11 protein-coding genes and 1 riboswitch are annotated in these 15,311 nt (G+C 67.2%); of the genes, 7 read left to right on the forward strand and 4 right to left on the reverse strand.

Going from position 1 to position 15,311, the window contains the following annotated elements; translation table 11 throughout:
- The first annotated feature begins 82 nt into the window (after positions 1-82).
- The gene (locus AC5RUH_RS01095) at positions 83-1,660 is read left to right on the forward strand and encodes an amino acid permease (RefSeq protein ID WP_494127661.1); all 1,578 of its coding nucleotides are present in this window, start codon (positions 83-85) and stop codon (positions 1,658-1,660) included.
- A 109-nt stretch (positions 1,661-1,769) separates the two neighbouring features.
- Here AC5RUH_RS01095 and AC5RUH_RS01100 read toward each other — a convergent pair whose 3' ends face one another.
- Both AC5RUH_RS01100 and AC5RUH_RS01105 read right to left on the reverse strand, forming a co-directional pair.
- Positions 1,770-4,166, reverse strand: a complete 2,397-nt coding sequence (locus AC5RUH_RS01100) for a hypothetical protein (protein ID WP_494127662.1) — start codon at positions 4,164-4,166, stop codon at positions 1,770-1,772.
- 76 nt (positions 4,167-4,242) lie between these two features.
- Positions 4,243-5,037, reverse strand: a complete 795-nt coding sequence (locus AC5RUH_RS01105) for a peptidoglycan-binding protein (RefSeq protein ID WP_494001116.1) — start codon at positions 5,035-5,037, stop codon at positions 4,243-4,245.
- 372 nt (positions 5,038-5,409) lie between these two features.
- A riboswitch (glycine riboswitch) is annotated at positions 5,410-5,511 on the forward strand.
- A gap of 447 nt (positions 5,512-5,958) precedes the next feature.
- Between AC5RUH_RS01105 and gcvH the strand changes: the two genes are divergently transcribed.
- Genes gcvH through AC5RUH_RS01120 form a run of 3 tightly spaced genes read left to right on the forward strand, consistent with a single transcriptional unit; the run spans position 5,959 to position 9,089 of the window.
- A complete protein-coding gene (gcvH, locus tag AC5RUH_RS01110) occupies positions 5,959-6,345 on the forward strand; it encodes a glycine cleavage system protein GcvH (RefSeq protein ID WP_494127663.1) in 387 nt (128 codons plus the stop codon).
- Positions 6,346-6,353: 8 nt separating this feature from the next.
- Positions 6,354-7,664 carry a serine hydroxymethyltransferase gene (gene glyA, locus AC5RUH_RS01115; protein ID WP_494127712.1) on the forward strand — a complete coding sequence of 437 codons (1,311 nt, stop codon included), beginning with the start codon at positions 6,354-6,356 and terminating at the stop codon, positions 7,662-7,664.
- Positions 7,665-7,673: 9 nt separating this feature from the next.
- Positions 7,674-9,089 carry an L-serine ammonia-lyase gene (locus tag AC5RUH_RS01120; protein ID WP_494001118.1) on the forward strand — a complete coding sequence of 472 codons (1,416 nt, stop codon included), beginning with the start codon at positions 7,674-7,676 and terminating at the stop codon, positions 9,087-9,089.
- Between the two features lie 49 nt (positions 9,090-9,138).
- On the opposite strand, the gene AC5RUH_RS01125 is transcribed toward AC5RUH_RS01120, so the two are convergent.
- Positions 9,139-9,852, reverse strand: coding sequence for a FadR/GntR family transcriptional regulator (locus AC5RUH_RS01125; RefSeq protein WP_494001119.1), 714 nt, complete (start codon positions 9,850-9,852; stop codon positions 9,139-9,141).
- Between the two features lie 179 nt (positions 9,853-10,031).
- Between AC5RUH_RS01125 and AC5RUH_RS01130 the strand changes: the two genes are divergently transcribed.
- The 3 genes from AC5RUH_RS01130 to AC5RUH_RS01140 all read left to right on the forward strand — a co-directional run bounded on the left by AC5RUH_RS01130 (position 10,032) and on the right by AC5RUH_RS01140 (position 13,676).
- On the forward strand, positions 10,032-11,558 hold the full coding sequence (locus AC5RUH_RS01130) for a gamma-glutamyltransferase (RefSeq protein ID WP_494001120.1): 1,527 nt from the start codon (positions 10,032-10,034) through the stop codon (positions 11,556-11,558).
- Positions 11,555-12,259: a YoaK family protein gene (locus AC5RUH_RS01135; protein ID WP_494001121.1), complete on the forward strand. Its 705-nt coding sequence runs from the start codon at positions 11,555-11,557 to the stop codon at positions 12,257-12,259. The genes AC5RUH_RS01130 and AC5RUH_RS01135 overlap by 4 nt, the downstream gene beginning before the upstream one ends.
- A 109-nt stretch (positions 12,260-12,368) precedes the next feature.
- Positions 12,369-13,676 carry an Nramp family divalent metal transporter gene (locus AC5RUH_RS01140; RefSeq protein WP_494001122.1) on the forward strand — a complete coding sequence of 436 codons (1,308 nt, stop codon included), beginning with the start codon at positions 12,369-12,371 and terminating at the stop codon, positions 13,674-13,676.
- Positions 13,677-14,009: 333 nt separating this feature from the next.
- Here the strand turns inward: AC5RUH_RS01140 and AC5RUH_RS01145 are convergent, their stop codons facing one another.
- Positions 14,010-15,044, reverse strand: coding sequence for an AAA family ATPase (locus AC5RUH_RS01145; RefSeq protein ID WP_494127664.1), 1,035 nt, complete (start codon positions 15,042-15,044; stop codon positions 14,010-14,012).
- Positions 15,045-15,311: the final 267 nt, after the last annotated feature.

The following is a 15,311-nucleotide window of genomic DNA, read 5'->3' on the forward strand; positions in this document are numbered from 1 at the left end:
CTGCGCGTGTTAGCTTGATCACCGTCCTTTCCGGCGGCCCGCCCGGAAAGCTGAACCACCGCTGCTACCTTCCGGAGGCACAATGGGACTCAGCTCCCCCACGCATACAGACGACAGTGCTGTGGCGCCCACACCAGCTGCAGAAACACGACGCGGATCCTTGCCAGGGACAGGGGCGGGCCGCACCTCCGGCGAGGCCGGCAACGAACTCAAGCGCGGGCTGAGCAGCCGGCACCTGCAGATGATCGCCATCGGCGGTGCGATCGGCACGGGGCTGTTCGTGGCCTCGGGCGGCACGATTTCCCAGGCGGGTCCCGGCGGAGCCTTGGCCGCCTATGCGTTGGTCGGACTGATGGTGTTCCTGCTGATGCAGTCGCTGGGGGAAATGTCGGCCAAGATTCCGGTGGCCGGTTCCTTCCAGACCTTTGCGACCCGCTTTGTCTCGCCGTCCTTCGGGTTCGCGATCGGCTGGAACTACTGGTTCAACTGGGCCATCACGGTGGCCGCCGAGCTGGTCGCCGCCGGAATCATCATGGACTTCTGGTTCCCGGGAGTCCCGGGCTGGGTGTGGGCCGGGATCTTCCTGCTCGTCTTGACCGGGCTCAACGCCCTCTCCGCCAAGTCCTTCGGGGAGTCGGAGTTCTGGCTCTCGCTGATCAAGGTCGCCGCGGTGGTGCTCTTCCTGATCGCCGGTGTGCTGATGATCGTCGGCATCCTTGGGGACAACTCCCCGGGCCTGAGCAACTGGGAGAACCGCGATGATGTGTTCCACGGCGGTTGGGTCTCGATCATCTCGGTCTTCATGATTGCCGGGTTCTCCTTCCAGGGCACCGAACTGGTGGGCGTGGCCGCGGGCGAAGCCAAGAACCCGCGCCGCGAAGTGCCGAAGGCCATCCGCACCGTCTTCTGGCGCATCATGCTCTTCTACATTGGCGCCATCTTCATCATCGGCTGCCTGATCCCGTTCACCGATCCGAGTCTGCTGGCCTCCGGCGAGGCCGATGTCGCAGTATCCCCGTTCACGCTCGTCTTCTCGCGCGCCGGGATTGCCTTCGCGGCGGCTCTGATGAACGCGGTGATCCTGACCGCCATCCTCTCAGCGGGCAACTCCGGACTGTATGCCTCCACACGCATGCTTTACGCCATGGCTCATGACGGCAAGGCCCCGAAAATCTTCCGACGTACTAATGCGCGCGGCGTGCCGATTCCGGCGCTCCTGGCCACCGCGGCCGTGGGACTTTTCGGGTTCCTCTCCGCGATCGTCGGTCAGGGCGCGGCCTACTCCTGGCTGCTGAACATGTCCGGCCTGTGCGGCTTCATCGTCTGGGCGGGAATCGCCATCTCCCACTACCGCTTCAGGCGCGGCTTCCTGGCCCAGGGCAACAAGGTCAGCGACCTGCCGTACAAGGCCTCCCTGTTCCCCATCGGCCCGCTGCTGGCCTTCGCCATGCTGGTCCTGGTCATCGCCGGACAGAACTACGAGGCCGTGCTAGCCGGGCGGGGCATGGAAGTGCTTTCCTCCTACATCGGGCTGCCGGTCTTCATCGCCCTGTGGCTGGCCCACCGCCTCATCACCAAGTCCACGATGGTGCCGCTGCTCGAGATGGACCTCCGGGCGCCCGAGGACCTCGAGGACGAACCCGCCGGCGCCACCCGGTGACCCTGCTGCCCCAGGGCTACCCAGGCGCAGCGGGGCGCCGGCGGTACCCAGGCGCTGTGGGGCCCCGGCCGTAGCCGCTCGCCACGTGATGCCCGGCAGCGGCCGGGCATCACCCGCTCGGCGCCGGGGCGGGTTCGTCGGCGGGAGTGGGTGCGGGGGCAGGCTCCTGGGCGGGCGCGGGTTCGGGCTGGGGCGTGCCGGTGGGTATCGGTGTCGGGGACGTCGTTGCCGTTCCGGGGTCGGGTTCTCCGGCGGGCGCCTCTGCCGGGGCCGGCGGCTGGTCGCCGCCGGTGTCCGCCGGAGGTGTTGCCTCCGGAGACGAGCCCGTGTCGGCGGTCTCGTCTGTTTCGGACGCCGCGTCGTTGCCTGCGCCGGCGCTGCCGTCACCGACGGCGGCGTCCTGTTCGATGATGCCGAGGATGCGCATCTTGTAGTCGTTCAGCCGGACCTGGATTTCGTCCAGGGGGACGTCTTCGAGCGACCGGCCGTAGGCGGCGATCTCTTCCCACAGGGTTGCCAGTTTCTCCATGCCGGCGTCGCTGAGCGGGCCGTCGAGGGTGAGGACCAACTGGCTGGCGAGCGCGTAGGTAAGGCACTCGACGCAGTTGTAGTTGGCCGCCGCGGAAAGGTTTTGGGGGACCACGACGTCGGCCTGGCCGAGGATCAGGACAACCTGGAAGCCGACGGCTACTGCCGTGCAGCCCCGGCAGGACGCGAAGGCGTAGGCCTCGTTCGTGGCGTCTACCGGCCCGTCTTCGGCCCACACCAGGGCGAAGGCGACGTCGTAGACCACGGAGCCGTCCTCAACGTTGACGGCAAGGGCCTGGTTTCCGTCCTCCTCGGGGGCCAGCGGCCGGTCGAACGGGAAGACCCAGGCCGGGGGTGTGCCGGCGCCCGCGTCAGTACCGGTGGCGCCGGAACCGCCGTCGTGCAGTAAATCCTCGCCGGTGGCCGCCGTAGCGGTCTCCTGCTGCCCGGCCTGCAGGTCGCGGGGAACGAGGACCATCGCCAGTTGCGGATCCTCCGCCGTCGGCAGATCAGTACCGGAGGGCCACGCCGCCACCGTTTGCCCTGAGCGGCCTTCGGCCAGCCCCGCCGGTGATATCGGGGCGACGGAAGCCGCCGCATCGAACAGGGTTCCGCGTTCGTAGGGCTGCACCGGGCGATAGGCGCCGTCGTCGGGCCACCAGGCCCAGGCCAAGCCGGCGAGAACGGCCGCGGCGGCGGCCATGGCGGTCACCCGCCGGAGCGGCCGGCCACGGGTTTTCGCCCAGACCGCCGTGCCAAGCTGGCGGGCCATCCGCAGCAGGATGTAGGCAATCCCGAGAATGGGAAGCGCGACGGCGGTGATCGCCAGGACACGCACGGCCATGCCGGCGACGTCGCCGTCCGAACCGGCAGCCACCAGCAGCCTTTGTTGGTCCAAAATGCTGGCCCAGGCCGTCCCCAGGACCCGGGGAAGCGAGACCACCATCATGAAGAGGCAGAACAGGAGCAGCGGAACCGTGACCAGGACCCAGGCGGTCACGACGGCCCTGGCCCAGGGCTTGAGCAGCTTGGGTTCGGGATCGGACCACCGCCAGGGCAGCAGCCCCAGCAGGGTGGGCTTGATCCGTTGGAACAGGTCGGGGACCCCGGTGGCGTCGGCGAGGATGTGGTAACCGTCGAAGCGGACCAGGGGCAGCAGTTGGCGCACCATCTGCAGTATCTGGGTCACCACCACCAGCAGCAGCGCGTCGAAGCCGGTGAGCCACCAGGCGCCTATGGTGCCCACCACGACGATGGCGTTGAAGTACAGGCCGCCCAGATCCGTGCGGAGCCGGCCGCCGCGTCCCAGCCGGTAGGAATCGGTGACATCGGTGTAGAAGGCGGGCCAGATCAGGTACAGGCCCACGCCCATGGCGCCCGGGGTTGCGCCCCCGCGGCGGGCCCCGGCGGCATGGCCGAACTCGTGGAAGCCGGCCGAGAGAATGGTGATGGCGAACACCAGGAGCAGCAGCCCGGGGTTGGCGAAGGCTTGATGCGTTGCCGAGCCGAGGCCCTTGACCATGAGCACCCACCAGCACGCCGCCAGGAAGGCCAAGGTCACGGGCAGGGCGATCAGCGGATGGAACAGGACGGCGAACGGAGCGGTCAGCTTCCGGGTCAGCGCGGGATCCGTGACCGTGTAGCGGAACCGCATGCCCAGCAGCGGGCTGGCCTTTTTGACGTCGGGCTGAGAGCCGTTCGCGAGCCGCAGCAGGCCCAGCGGCAGCAGCTGCTTTTCCATCAGGGTCTGCACGTTTCCGGCAGTGATCAGCCGGCCGGACGTCTCGCCGGCGTGTTCGGCTATCTGGTCGAGGCCCCGGACGCCGTCGATGCCTTCCAGGACCGCGTACAGGAGCGGGGTCAGCTGGAGCGTCTGGCCGTCCGCGCGCCGGACCAGCGCGGGCGGCTCCCGGTAGCCGGATCCCTGTGCCGGTCCGAGGAGCTGCACGCCGTCGGCCAGCGCCGGGACGTCAATCAAAGGGGCAGCCGACCGGCCGCCGGGCAACGGGTCACTCGTGGCCGGCGGCCGGCTCGGACTGATGCTCATTCAGGGGCTATTGTTCGAGATCGGACTGCTGGCCGGCGCTGGCCTCGGCGCTGCCGTCAATCTGCTGGTTGATGATGGCGTCCTGCTGCGCCACCGCGACGGCGTTGCTGTCGATCGAGCCGATATTCGCCGCCACCGCGGCGTCGATCGGCGCGGCAACGTTGGCGTTGGCTGCCACGGCGCCGTTGATCGGGGCGGCAATATCGGCGTCCGCGGCCAGATCGACGTTGACGTTGAGCAGGTTCCCGTCGAGGGTCGACCCGAGGCCGTCCGTGACGGATCCGGTGTCGGGCAGGGTCCCGTCCGGCAACGTGCCGTCGGGCAGGGTGCCATCGGGAAGGGTACCGTCGGGCAGCAGCGCCGGAGCAGTTTCCTCCTGCCCGGCGGCGCCCTCCTGGGCAAGGCCGGAAGCGCCGACGGCGGCGCCCGTCCCGGCAGCGGAACCGGCCGTTGCCCCGGCGTCCTCTACGGTGTCATTGCCCTGGTCGATGGTGCTGTCCTGGGTCGACTCGGCGGTCGCGTCGGCCGTGATGCCCTGATTGATGATGACGCCCTGGTCGGACAGGGCCTGCGCCGTGGAGCCGGACGAGAGGAGGTTCGCCGAGGCGGCGGCATCGATGGGGGCCGCCACGTTGGCGTTAGCCGCGACGGCCAGGTCGATCGGCGCGGCCGCATCGATGGCCAGGTCGAGATCGGCATTCAGATCCAGGATGGACGCGACTTCCTTGTCCGGCAGCGCGGTCCCGGACTGGGATTCGAGTTCCTCCGGCGATAGCGGCGTGCGTCCTATGTCGTTGCTCATCAAAATCTCCGTTTCCGGCGCAAAGCGCCATTCGTTCCAACCCGTTGTCGAAACCTGTCGATTCTTGTCAACGGCCCGGCGGTACCGGTGCCTCGGTCATCAGCCTTCCTCTCGACGACATCAACGCAAAGCATACTGATGAATCCATTTATTGTGTAGGCGCCGGCGTCCGCCCGCACGCGCAGCGGCGGACGCGGACTTGGACCGGCGCCGGCGGGACCGGAGAGTACGGCCGGCGGGGCGGGACCTTGAAGTGGCGGCCGAAAGTGACCCCAGTTGGCGACGCCTCCGGATGTTTGGCGGCGGGAATTTGGGATCCTACCGGCACTGTGTGTAGGGTGTGAGGCGAATCACCCACAACTGAATGCCTTTCGAACCGTGGCGGGAGAGACCTCTCCGCACACCATCCGGGCAGGCGCCGTAGGAGCAAATCCTCCCCAGGAATCTCTCAGGCCCATGTACCGCCGCGGCGAGGCAACTCTGGAAAGCAGCCCGGCAGCAGCCTGGCTCACCGACGGTGCAAGCGGAACACACTCCGCGGAATCTCTCAGGTCAAATACAGAGCGGGGAGGAACCCAATCCCAGCCGAGCCCTCGGGCCGGCCCAATCTTGGAGTTCCTCATGACTTCTGACCTGCAGCGGCGCGTCCTCCGCAGCCATCGCTCAAAGACTTGGTCGCCGGCCCTGGCCCCACCGTGATCCCCGCCCGTCGTTCCCGGTGCCCGGCGCCCTAAGCCTCGAGCCAAGGAGCCCGGGGATCCGGCCGCCATCCACCGCTTCACCGAAGCCACGATCACCGTCCGCACGTGCTTCCGCCCACGAAGCTCCAAGGCAGACGGAACGGGTGCACTGCAGGGACCGAGTCGACCTCGACCTTCTCTCATCTCCTCAACAAAAAGCGTGTTTAAGAAAGGCATCACAGTGAGCAAAGTCAACGCCGCACTACGATACTCCGCGGAGCACGAGTGGGTGGCCGCCGACGGTTCCGGCCCGTCCAAAATTGGCGTTTCTGCCGTGGCAACCGAGGCGCTGGGCGACATCGTGTACGTGGATCTCCCGGAGGTCGGTACCGTCGTGACGGCCGGTGAGACCTGCGGTGAAATCGAGTCCACCAAGTCCGTTTCGGACCTCTACTCCCCGGTGACCGGTGAGGTCATCGAAGTCAACGGTGACGCCGTGGCCGACCCGGCCTTGATCAACGATGACCCCTACGGCGCCGGCTGGCTGTTCACCGTCCAGGTGTCGGAGGAAGGACCGCTGCTCTCCGCCGAGGAGTACGCCTCCGCCAACGGTGGTGAAGTAGCGTGAGCGCGGCAATGGCGGCGGTCGCCAGCACCAGCCTGAACGTGGACCTGGGCGTCCTCGATCCGGAAATTGCCGCCCAGATCGACAACGAGCTGCGCCGCCAGCAGTCCGGGCTGGAAATGATCGCCTCGGAGAACCACACCCCCGTCGCCGTCATGCAGGCGCAGGGCTCGGTCTTGACCAATAAATACGCCGAGGGTTACCCGGGGCGCCGGTACTACGGCGGCTGCGAGCACGTGGACGTGATCGAGCAGCTGGCCATCGACCGGGTCAAGGAGCTGTTCGGCGCCGGCTTCGCCAACGTCCAGCCGCACTCCGGCGCCCAGGCGAACGCCTCCGTGATGCACGCCCTGATCAAGCCCGGCGACACGATCCTGGGCCTGAACCTGGCCCACGGCGGGCACCTGACCCACGGCATGAAGATCAACTTCTCCGGCCGGCTCTACAACGTGGCCGCCTATGGCGTCTCCGAGGAGGACCACCGGGTCGACATGGCCGAGGTGGAGCGGCTGGCGCACGAGCACCAGCCGCAGCTGATCATCGCCGGCTGGTCCGCCTATCCGCGCGAGCTCGACTTCGCGGAATTCCGCCGGATCGCCGACGAGGTCGGGGCGTACCTGATGGTGGACATGGCGCACATCGCCGGCCTGGTGGCCGCCGGCCTACACGCCAGCCCGGTGCCGCACGCCCACGTGGTCACGTCCACCACGCACAAGACGCTGGCGGGGCCGCGCGGCGGCATCATCCTGACCAACGAGGCGGACATCGCCAAGAAGATCAATTCCGCGGTGTTCCCAGGCCAGCAGGGCGGGCCGCTCGAACATGTCATCGCGGGCAAGGCCGTGGCGTTCAAGGTTGCCGCCTCCAAGGAATTCGCCGACCGCCAGCAGCGTACGCTGGCGGGCGCACGGATCCTGGCCGAGCGGCTGTCGCAGCACGACGTCGCGGAGAAGGGCATCACGGTGCTGACCGGCGGCACGGACGTGCACCTGGTCCTGGTCGACCTGCGCAATTCCGAGCTGGACGGACAGCAGGGCGAGGACCTGCTGGCGGCCATCGACATCACGGTGAACCGCAACGCGGTGCCGTTCGACCCGCGGCCGCCCATGGTCACCTCCGGCCTGCGCATCGGCACGCCGGCGCTGGCCACCCGCGGCTTCGGCGACGAGGCGTTCCGCCAGGTCGCGGACATCATCGCCGAGGCCCTCATCGCCGGGCCGGCCGCGGACCTGTCCGGTTTGAAGGCCCGGGTGGAGGCACTGGCCCAGGCGCACCCGCTCTACCCGGACCTGGCACCGGTTTCCGCAACCGAAGGGCGCTGAGGAGCCATCATGGCCGTCGGCGTCTTCGACCTCTTTACCGTGGGCATCGGTCCGTCCAGTTCGCACACCGTCGGTCCGATGCGGGCGGCCGCGGTCTTTGCCGGGGAACTGGTGTCAAGCGGCGTGCTGGACCGGGTGGCCGGGCTGCGGGTGGACCTGTACGGGTCCCTCGCGGCCACCGGCCGCGGCCACGGCACGTTCACGGCGGTGATGCTCGGGCTGGAAGGTTTCCAGCCCGAGCAGATCCTGCCCGACGACGTCGAATCCCGCCTGGCGGAGATGGCCTCGACCGGCGAGCTGCAGATGTGCGCGCGGGTCGAAGGCTCGGCCGGGCGGGTCCTGGCCTACCGGGTCGAGGACATGGTGCAGCACCCGCTCACCGTGCTGCCCCGGCACACCAACGGGATGAAATTCCAGGTGACCGACGACGCCGGCTCGGTCCTTCACGAGGCGACGTTCTTTTCCGTGGGCGGCGGCTTCGTGGTCCGCGACGGCGAGGAAGGTGCCGCCGCCCGGGAGCCGGATGCCGCCCAGGCGACGCTCCCCTACCCCTTCCGGACGGCGGCGGAACTGCTCGAACACTGCCGCAACACCGGCCTGGGCATCAGCGACATCATGATGCTCAACGAGAAGGCCTCGCGCTCCGAGGCGGACATCCGCGCAGGCCTGATCCACATCTGGCAGGTGATGGAGGAATGCAAGGACTCCGCCATCAGGCGCGAAGGTGTCCTGCCCGGCGGGCTGAACGTCCGGCGCCGGGCCCCCGCCTGGCATGAGCGGCTGCGCAAGGAAGACAAGGACCGGGACCACAAATACTGGCAGGAATGGGTCAACCTGGTGGCCCTGGCCGTAAACGAGGAGAACGCCTCGGGCGGCCGCGTCGTCACCGCACCGACCAACGGAGCGGCCGGCATCATCCCCGCGGTCATGTTCTACGCCACGCACTACGCGCCCGGCATGGACAAGGCGACGCAGGCGGACAAGGAAGACGTCATCGTCAAGTTCCTGCTGGCTGCCGCCGCCGTCGGGGTCCTCTACAAGGAGCAGGCCTCCATCTCCGGCGCCGAGGTCGGCTGCCAGGGCGAGGTGGGTTCCGCGTCCTCGATGGCCGCAGCGGGACTGGCCGAGGTGATGGGCGGCAGTCCCGCGCAGGTGGAAAATGCCGCCGAGATCGCCATGGAGCACAATCTGGGACTGACCTGCGACCCGATCGGCGGCCTGGTGCAGATCCCCTGCATCGAACGCAACGCCATCGGCGCCGCCAAGGCCGTGAACGCGGCCAAGATGGCGCTCTGGGGCGACGGGACGCACCGCGTCTCGCTGGACGAAGTCATCATCACCATGCGTGAAACCGGCAAGGACATGAGCTCCAAGTACAAGGAAACCGCGATGGGAGGCCTGGCCGTCAACGTCGTCGAGTGCTAACCGCGCGCCGGTCCGGCTAAGCCTCGCGGGCGGCGGTATTGCCCCGTATTCACTGTCCCTTTTCGGTGTGGCCCTTGATGTCGATCAGGTGCTCCTCCATGGCATCGAAGGCCCCGTCTCCGTCGCGCGCCAAAACAGCCTCAAAAATGCGGCCGTGCCACATCACAGAGCTTCGGACACGCTCCAGCGTCAGGAATTCGTCGGCACGTGAGGGGGCCATCAGGTCATTGGACATCGCCAACAATTCGGTCAGCAGCGGGTTCAGGGAGAGCCGGGCCAGTTCCGCATGGAAATCCAAATCCAGTTTTCTTAATTCCGCGTTCGAAGGCTGGGGGCGGGCCGCCTCTTTGGTGGCGGCATCGAGGATCGACCGCAATTTGGAGACCTGGCCCCGTGCCCTGATGGCCGCCCGCTTGGCGATCCCCGGTTCGATGACAAGGCGGAGATCCATGACGTGATTCATCGGGTCTCCGGCACCGGTACTGCCGGTCAGCGACGAGGAGCCGAAGGCCAAAAGCGGTTCGTCGGCTACGTAGGTGCCGCTGCCGGGGCGGCGGTACAGCAGGCCGACGGCCTCGAGCTCACGCAGGGCTTCCCGCACCGTATTTCTGGACAAGCGGTAATTCTCGGCAATTTCCCGTTCGCTCGGAAGTTTAGCTCCGGGGCTCAGGGTACCGTCCTCAATCCGGGTCCGAATTGCCTCGGCGAGGACGTCTACGCGATCGCTGAATACCAATAAAGGCTCCTGCCTCAGGCTCCGCATATTCGTCCTCTCTATGGGTACCGGCTAGCGGGTCTCCCCCCTGACCGCACAAGTTCCCGGCAATTAAAAGTGTATTTCCCGGCACCACACCTTGTGGTTTAGTGACTCACCTCACTATGCTACCCAAAGTGGTCCAACCACCCTACCGGTTCTGTGAACTAGCAGAGGAAGCCCCCGCAATGAATCAAGCAGCAATCTCAACACCGCACCACTTGGCCACGGAGGCCGGGTGGGCCGTTCTCCAGGAAGGCGGGAGCGCCGTCGACGCGGCCATCGCCGCGGCCGCCGTCCTGTCCGTCGTCTATCCGCACAACTGTTCCATCGGCGGCGATCTGGTGGCGCTGGTGAAGGAACCCGATGCAGAGCCTGAGTGCGTGCTTGCCGTAGGCCGGGCCCCCGGTGCCGGCCGCCTGGCGGACATGAGGGATCGGTTTGGCGAGAAGATGCCGGCCCGGGGACCGGCGACCCTCACGGTTCCCGGAGCCCCCGCCGGCTGGCAGCACCTGCACGAGCGGTACGGGCGTCTGGATCCCTCGACCCTGCTCGAAAGGGCGGCCGAACTCGCCGGCGGCTATCAGCTGTCCCGGTCGGTGACGATGGCAGCGGTCAAAGCAGCAGCTGCCGGAGGAATAAGTGCCGAACTCGTCTCCGCCTTGTTTGGTTCCTCGTTTGAGCCGGGCAAGCGCGTGTCGAACCCGGCGCTGGCGGAAACGCTGCGCCGCATGGGTTCGGCGGGGTTCCAGGAGTTCTACCGGGGCACGACGGGCGAGTCACTGCTCTCGTTTATGCAGGGCCATCGCGCCGAATTCAGCGCCGACGACTTCGCATCGGTCGTCCCGGTCACGGCCGCGCCGCTGTCCCATCGCGGCGAAAGCCACACCGTGTACACCAGCCCGCCGCCCACCCAGGGCTTCGCACTGATCCGGCTACTGGAGAACCTGTCCGCGGCGACGGGCCATGCGGTGACCTCGCCGGATGTCGTCGAGGCCATGCAGGTCAATGCCCGGATCTGCAACCACCTGCGGGACAACATCCTCAGCGAAGACTCCGAACCGTACTTCTACCGCAATTACGGCCTGGAGGACCTGCCGTCGTCGGGAACCCCCGCACTGGCCTCGGCCCGGGCCGACGGAGACACGGTCGGAATTTCGTGCGTGGACAGCACGGGATTGAGCGTGTCCTGGATCCAGAGCCTGTATTCGGCCTTCGGCTCGTACCTGATGGATCCGGCTACCGGCGTCATCCTGCAGTGCCGGGGCTCAATGTTCTCGCTGAACGACTCGCAGCCGAACGCCTTCCGGGGCGGAGCCATGCCGCCGCACACGCTGATGCCGGTCATGGTGACCGACGAGCACGAGCGCATCCGCTACATCCAGTCGACCATGGGCGGCAAGGCCCAGCCGCAGATCCACGCCCAGGTATTGCTGAGGCAGTGGGCGGGCGAATCGCCGGCGTCTGCGCTGCTGGGCCCGCGCTGGATGATCGTGCAGGACGACCAGGGTGCCGATGTGGCCGTCATTGAACAGTCCGTGGATGCCGGGACGCGGGAGCAGTTGGCCGCGAGCCTCGGCAGGACCCGCATGGAGCCGGACTTCACCGACGGGCTGGGGCACATGCAGCTGGTCACGGTGGATTCCGCCGGCGCTCCGGTGGCGGCCAGCGATCCCCGATCGGACGGATCCGGACGCTATGGACCGCTCGGATGACGCTGACGGAAAGGCGTCCGGCAAAGAGTGCCCGGCGCGGCTGGCTGCTTCCCGATCCGCTCCTCTTGACGGTGCTCTCGTTCGGCACGGGCTTCCTTGATGCCCTGACCTACCTCGGACTGGACCGCATTTTCGGCGCCAACATGACCGGAAACCTGATCCTGGTGGGAATCGGACTGAGCGGGGACTGGGCCGAATTGATCCACCCGCTGGTCGCCCTCCTCGCGTTCTGCGTCGGATGCATGGTGGCGGGCCTGTGCAACAGGCTGCTGGAGGCAACAAAGCGGGGATCCCCGGCCCCACGGATGCTGTTCCTCACCACCGGGGTGCTCCTGGCCGCGAGCACCGCCCTCGCTTTCATGAACGGGGGCGGATCTTTGGGACTGGTCATCACCGCCCTCATCGGGGTGGCCATGGGTTGCCAGAGCCTCGCCGCGAGACTTCTGGCGGTCCCCGAGATCAACACCGTGGTCGTCACCTCCACGCTCTCGCAATTCTTCGCCGAGGCCGGAGCGGGCCGAACCTGGCGCAAACGGCGTGTTTCGGCGCGCCAGCTGGCAGCCGTTGGAAGCATGCTGGGCGGCGCCATCGTCGGTGCGGCCGTCGTACCCTTTGCCGGCCTCACGGCCCTCGCCGTTCCCACCGCCCTGGTTCTCCTGATGGCTCTTTTCTGCCGGCGGCTGGAACCCCAGGCGTCCTGACACCTGCCCGCTGCGAGCCCGATCGAGAAAGGGGAAAGAACCAGAGGCTGCCCTGACGGAACAAGCCTCACGTCGATTGCACCAATTCTTCCAAGAACAGGAAATCCAAATGTCTGAGTACAACGCGCCAACCGGAGCGGTGAACCACGCCGACCGGATTGACGACGACGGCGGCAAGCCCGCCAAATGGAAAATTGTCGGCCCCGGGCTCGTCGTAGCGGCCACCGGCGTGGGGGCTGGGGACATGGTCGCCACCCTGGTGGCCGGCACCCAATTCGGTTACCAGCTCTTCTGGGCCGTCATCGTCGGTGTCGTCATGAAGATCGTCCTGGTCGAAGGCGCCGGACGCTACACCCTGGCCACCGGCAAGACCATCTTCGAAGGCTGGCTGACACTCGGCCGCTGGACCACGTGGTACTTCGGCCCGTACATCATCATCTGGGGCTTCGTCTACGGCGCCACCGCCACCTCCGCGGCAGCGCTGCCGCTGGCCGCCATGTTCCCGGTGCTCCCGCTGTGGGCGTGGGCCATCCTGAACAGCCTGGCCGGCTTCGTCATGATCTGGTTCGGCAAATATGCCACCTTCGAGAAAATCACCGCAGCGCTGGTCGGCATCATGTTCGTCACCGTCGTGGGCCTGGCCATCATTGCCGTTCCCAACATCCCCGAAATGCTCAAGGGGCTGATCCCCTCGATCCCGGCAGAAGGCGGCCTCCTGTCCACCCTGGCCCTCGCCGGCGGCGTCGGCGGCACCATCACGCTGGCAGCCTACGGCTACTGGCTGCGTGAAAAGGGCTGGTACACCCCCAAGTGGATGCGTGTCATGCGCATCGATAACTCCATGGCCTACGTCATGACCGGCATCTTCGTCATTGCCATGCTGATCGTCGGCGCGGAGGTCGTCCGCTCGGCCGGAGTCTCCATCAGCGGAAGCGATGAGGGCCTGCTGGATCTGGGCAACGTCCTCAACGATCGCTACGGCGAGGTCGTCGGCACCGCCTTCCTGGTCGGCTTCTGGGCGGCGTCGTTCTCCTCCATCATCGGCGTCTGGAACGGCGTGTCCCTGATGTTCGCCGACTTCTGGGGCCACATGCGCAAGAAGCCCTCCGGCCATCCGGACACCCGCGTGGGGGGCAAGTACTTCAAGTTCTATGTGCTCTGGCTGACCTTCCCGCCCATGCTGCTGTTCATCATGGGCAAGCCGATCGCGCTGATCCTGGCCTACGGCGTCCTCGGCTCGCTGTTCATGCCGTTCCTTGCCCTGACCCTGCTCGGCCTCCTCAACGGCAAGCGGATCCCGAAGGCGTGGGCCAACCGACTGCACACCAACATCGCGCTGGGCATCTGTGCCCTGCTGTTCGGCGTCCTCGGTATCCAGCAGTTGGTCAAGTCGATCGCCCCGCTCTTCGGCGGCTGACACCCAGGGTGAGGTGGCTCAGCGGCTGCACACCCCGCCGGCACGCACGGCGGGGTAGCCGGCCATGGCCGCCACAGCAGACCCGAGGCAAAGACGCCTCGGTATTCATGGGAAGTAGTTACGCCCGGAAGGCCCGCAACGTCGCGGGCCTTCCGTCTTCCCTTGGTACGGCTCCCGCTTTTCGTGGGGGCGCCGGCATTAAACTGCCGGTTCAGCAGGTTCGGGGCAACGATGCCGTGCTCGCCCTGCTAAGAGTTGCAGCGTTTCTTCCGCCGGACGTTGCAGACCAGCCGCAGCGAACGCGGCATTCGCCTGCAGCCGCCGCAGATCCGGTCAGGCCAGCCAGCGCCGCCAGCGTGACTGCTCCGGTTCCGGCGTCGGTTCCGGCTCCGGCTCCTCGCCCAAGGCCAGCGCAGCCTCGACGATGTCGTCCTCGGTCAGCGTCATGACGGCCTCACGATCGAGCGCATCGAGACTTCGTTCCTCGTCCAGCGACAGCCGCAGCGCCTGGCGGTTGAGCGACTGCTCGAACAGCGTGCGGGCGAACCGTGCGTTGCCGGAGTCCTCGCCCGCGTGGAGCCCGGTGAAAATGCGGCGCAGCATCTGGTCCGCACCCGGCTCCAGCGTGTACTCGTGTTGGGCCAGCATCTGGTGGAAGATCGTCTGGAGTTCGTCGATGGAGTAGTCGGGGAACGTGATCTCGCGGGCGAATCGGGAGCGCAGTCCGGGGTTCGAGAGCAGGAAGGACTCCATCAGTTGCGGGTAGCCGGCCACGATCACGACCAGGCGGTGGCGGTAGTCCTCCATCCGCTTGAGCAGGACCTCGATCGCCTCGGGGCCGAAGTCCGCCCGGCCGTCCTCCGGGGCCAGCGCGTAGGCCTCATCGATGAACAGGACGCCGTCCAGCGCACGCCGGATCACCCGGTCCGTCTTGATGGCGGTCGCGCCGACGTACTGCCCCACCAGGCCCGAACGATCGACCTCGACCAGATGGCCTTTCTGCAGTAGACCGACCGCGCGGTACATCTCTGCCAGGAGCCGCGCCACGGTGGTCTTGCCCGTGCCCGGGTTTCCGAGGAACACCAGATGCTGTGATGTGGCCACCTCCGGCAGGCCGTGCGCCTTACGGCGGGCCTGGACCTGGAGCAGTGCGACGAGGGCCCGCACCTGTTCCTTCACGGTCCCCAGTCCGACCAGCGTGTCGAGCTCGGCCTGCACCTCGGACAGCGGCCGGGCCGGCCCGGGCCTCGCACCGATGCGATCGCCGACCAGGTCGTCGACGCGCTCCGAACCGTGCAGCTTGAGCTGATCGGCCAGATGGCCGATGGTTTCGCGCAGGTCGTCGAGCGGATTGCGGCTGGGAGCCATGCACCCACTGTAGTACCCGGTTCCCGCACGGGGTGGGGTGGCCTCACTAGTATCCCCCTTTTGCCAGTGGTTCACGCGACACGGGAGTCTCCGTTTGATAATGCGGGTACTGGCCGGAGAACAATGAGGAGATTATCCCTGCCGATCAGCTCCGTCCCTGACGGCTTGGCTCTGTAATACCTACAGATGTCCAAACAGGGGAAACCCTGGACGCAGGTTGTCCGTAGTTCGCAAGCTGCCATCCTAGGCCCCTCGTTGGCCCTGCAA

The sequence above is a fragment of the Arthrobacter sp. Y3223166 genome (assembly GCF_059090935.1).

What these genes read in the sequence shown, in the direction of transcription:
- AC5RUH_RS01095 (WP_494127661.1), top strand. Translation starts at nt 83, where the DNA reads ATGGGACTCAGCTCCCCCACGCATACAGACGACAGTGCTGTGGCGCCC.
- AC5RUH_RS01105 (WP_494001116.1), bottom strand. Translation starts at nt 5,037, where the DNA reads ATGAGCAACGACATAGGACGCACGCCGCTATCGCCGGAGGAACTCGAA.
- glyA (WP_494127712.1), top strand. Translation starts at nt 6,354, where the DNA reads ATGGCGGCGGTCGCCAGCACCAGCCTGAACGTGGACCTGGGCGTCCTC.
- AC5RUH_RS01120 (WP_494001118.1), top strand. Translation starts at nt 7,674, where the DNA reads ATGGCCGTCGGCGTCTTCGACCTCTTTACCGTGGGCATCGGTCCGTCC.
- AC5RUH_RS01125 (WP_494001119.1), bottom strand. Translation starts at nt 9,852, where the DNA reads ATGCGGAGCCTGAGGCAGGAGCCTTTATTGGTATTCAGCGATCGCGTA.
- AC5RUH_RS01130 (WP_494001120.1), top strand. Translation starts at nt 10,032, where the DNA reads ATGAATCAAGCAGCAATCTCAACACCGCACCACTTGGCCACGGAGGCC.
- AC5RUH_RS01135 (WP_494001121.1), top strand. Translation starts at nt 11,555, where the DNA reads ATGACGCTGACGGAAAGGCGTCCGGCAAAGAGTGCCCGGCGCGGCTGG.
- AC5RUH_RS01140 (WP_494001122.1), top strand. Translation starts at nt 12,369, where the DNA reads ATGTCTGAGTACAACGCGCCAACCGGAGCGGTGAACCACGCCGACCGG.
- AC5RUH_RS01145 (WP_494127664.1), bottom strand. Translation starts at nt 15,044, where the DNA reads ATGGCTCCCAGCCGCAATCCGCTCGACGACCTGCGCGAAACCATCGGC.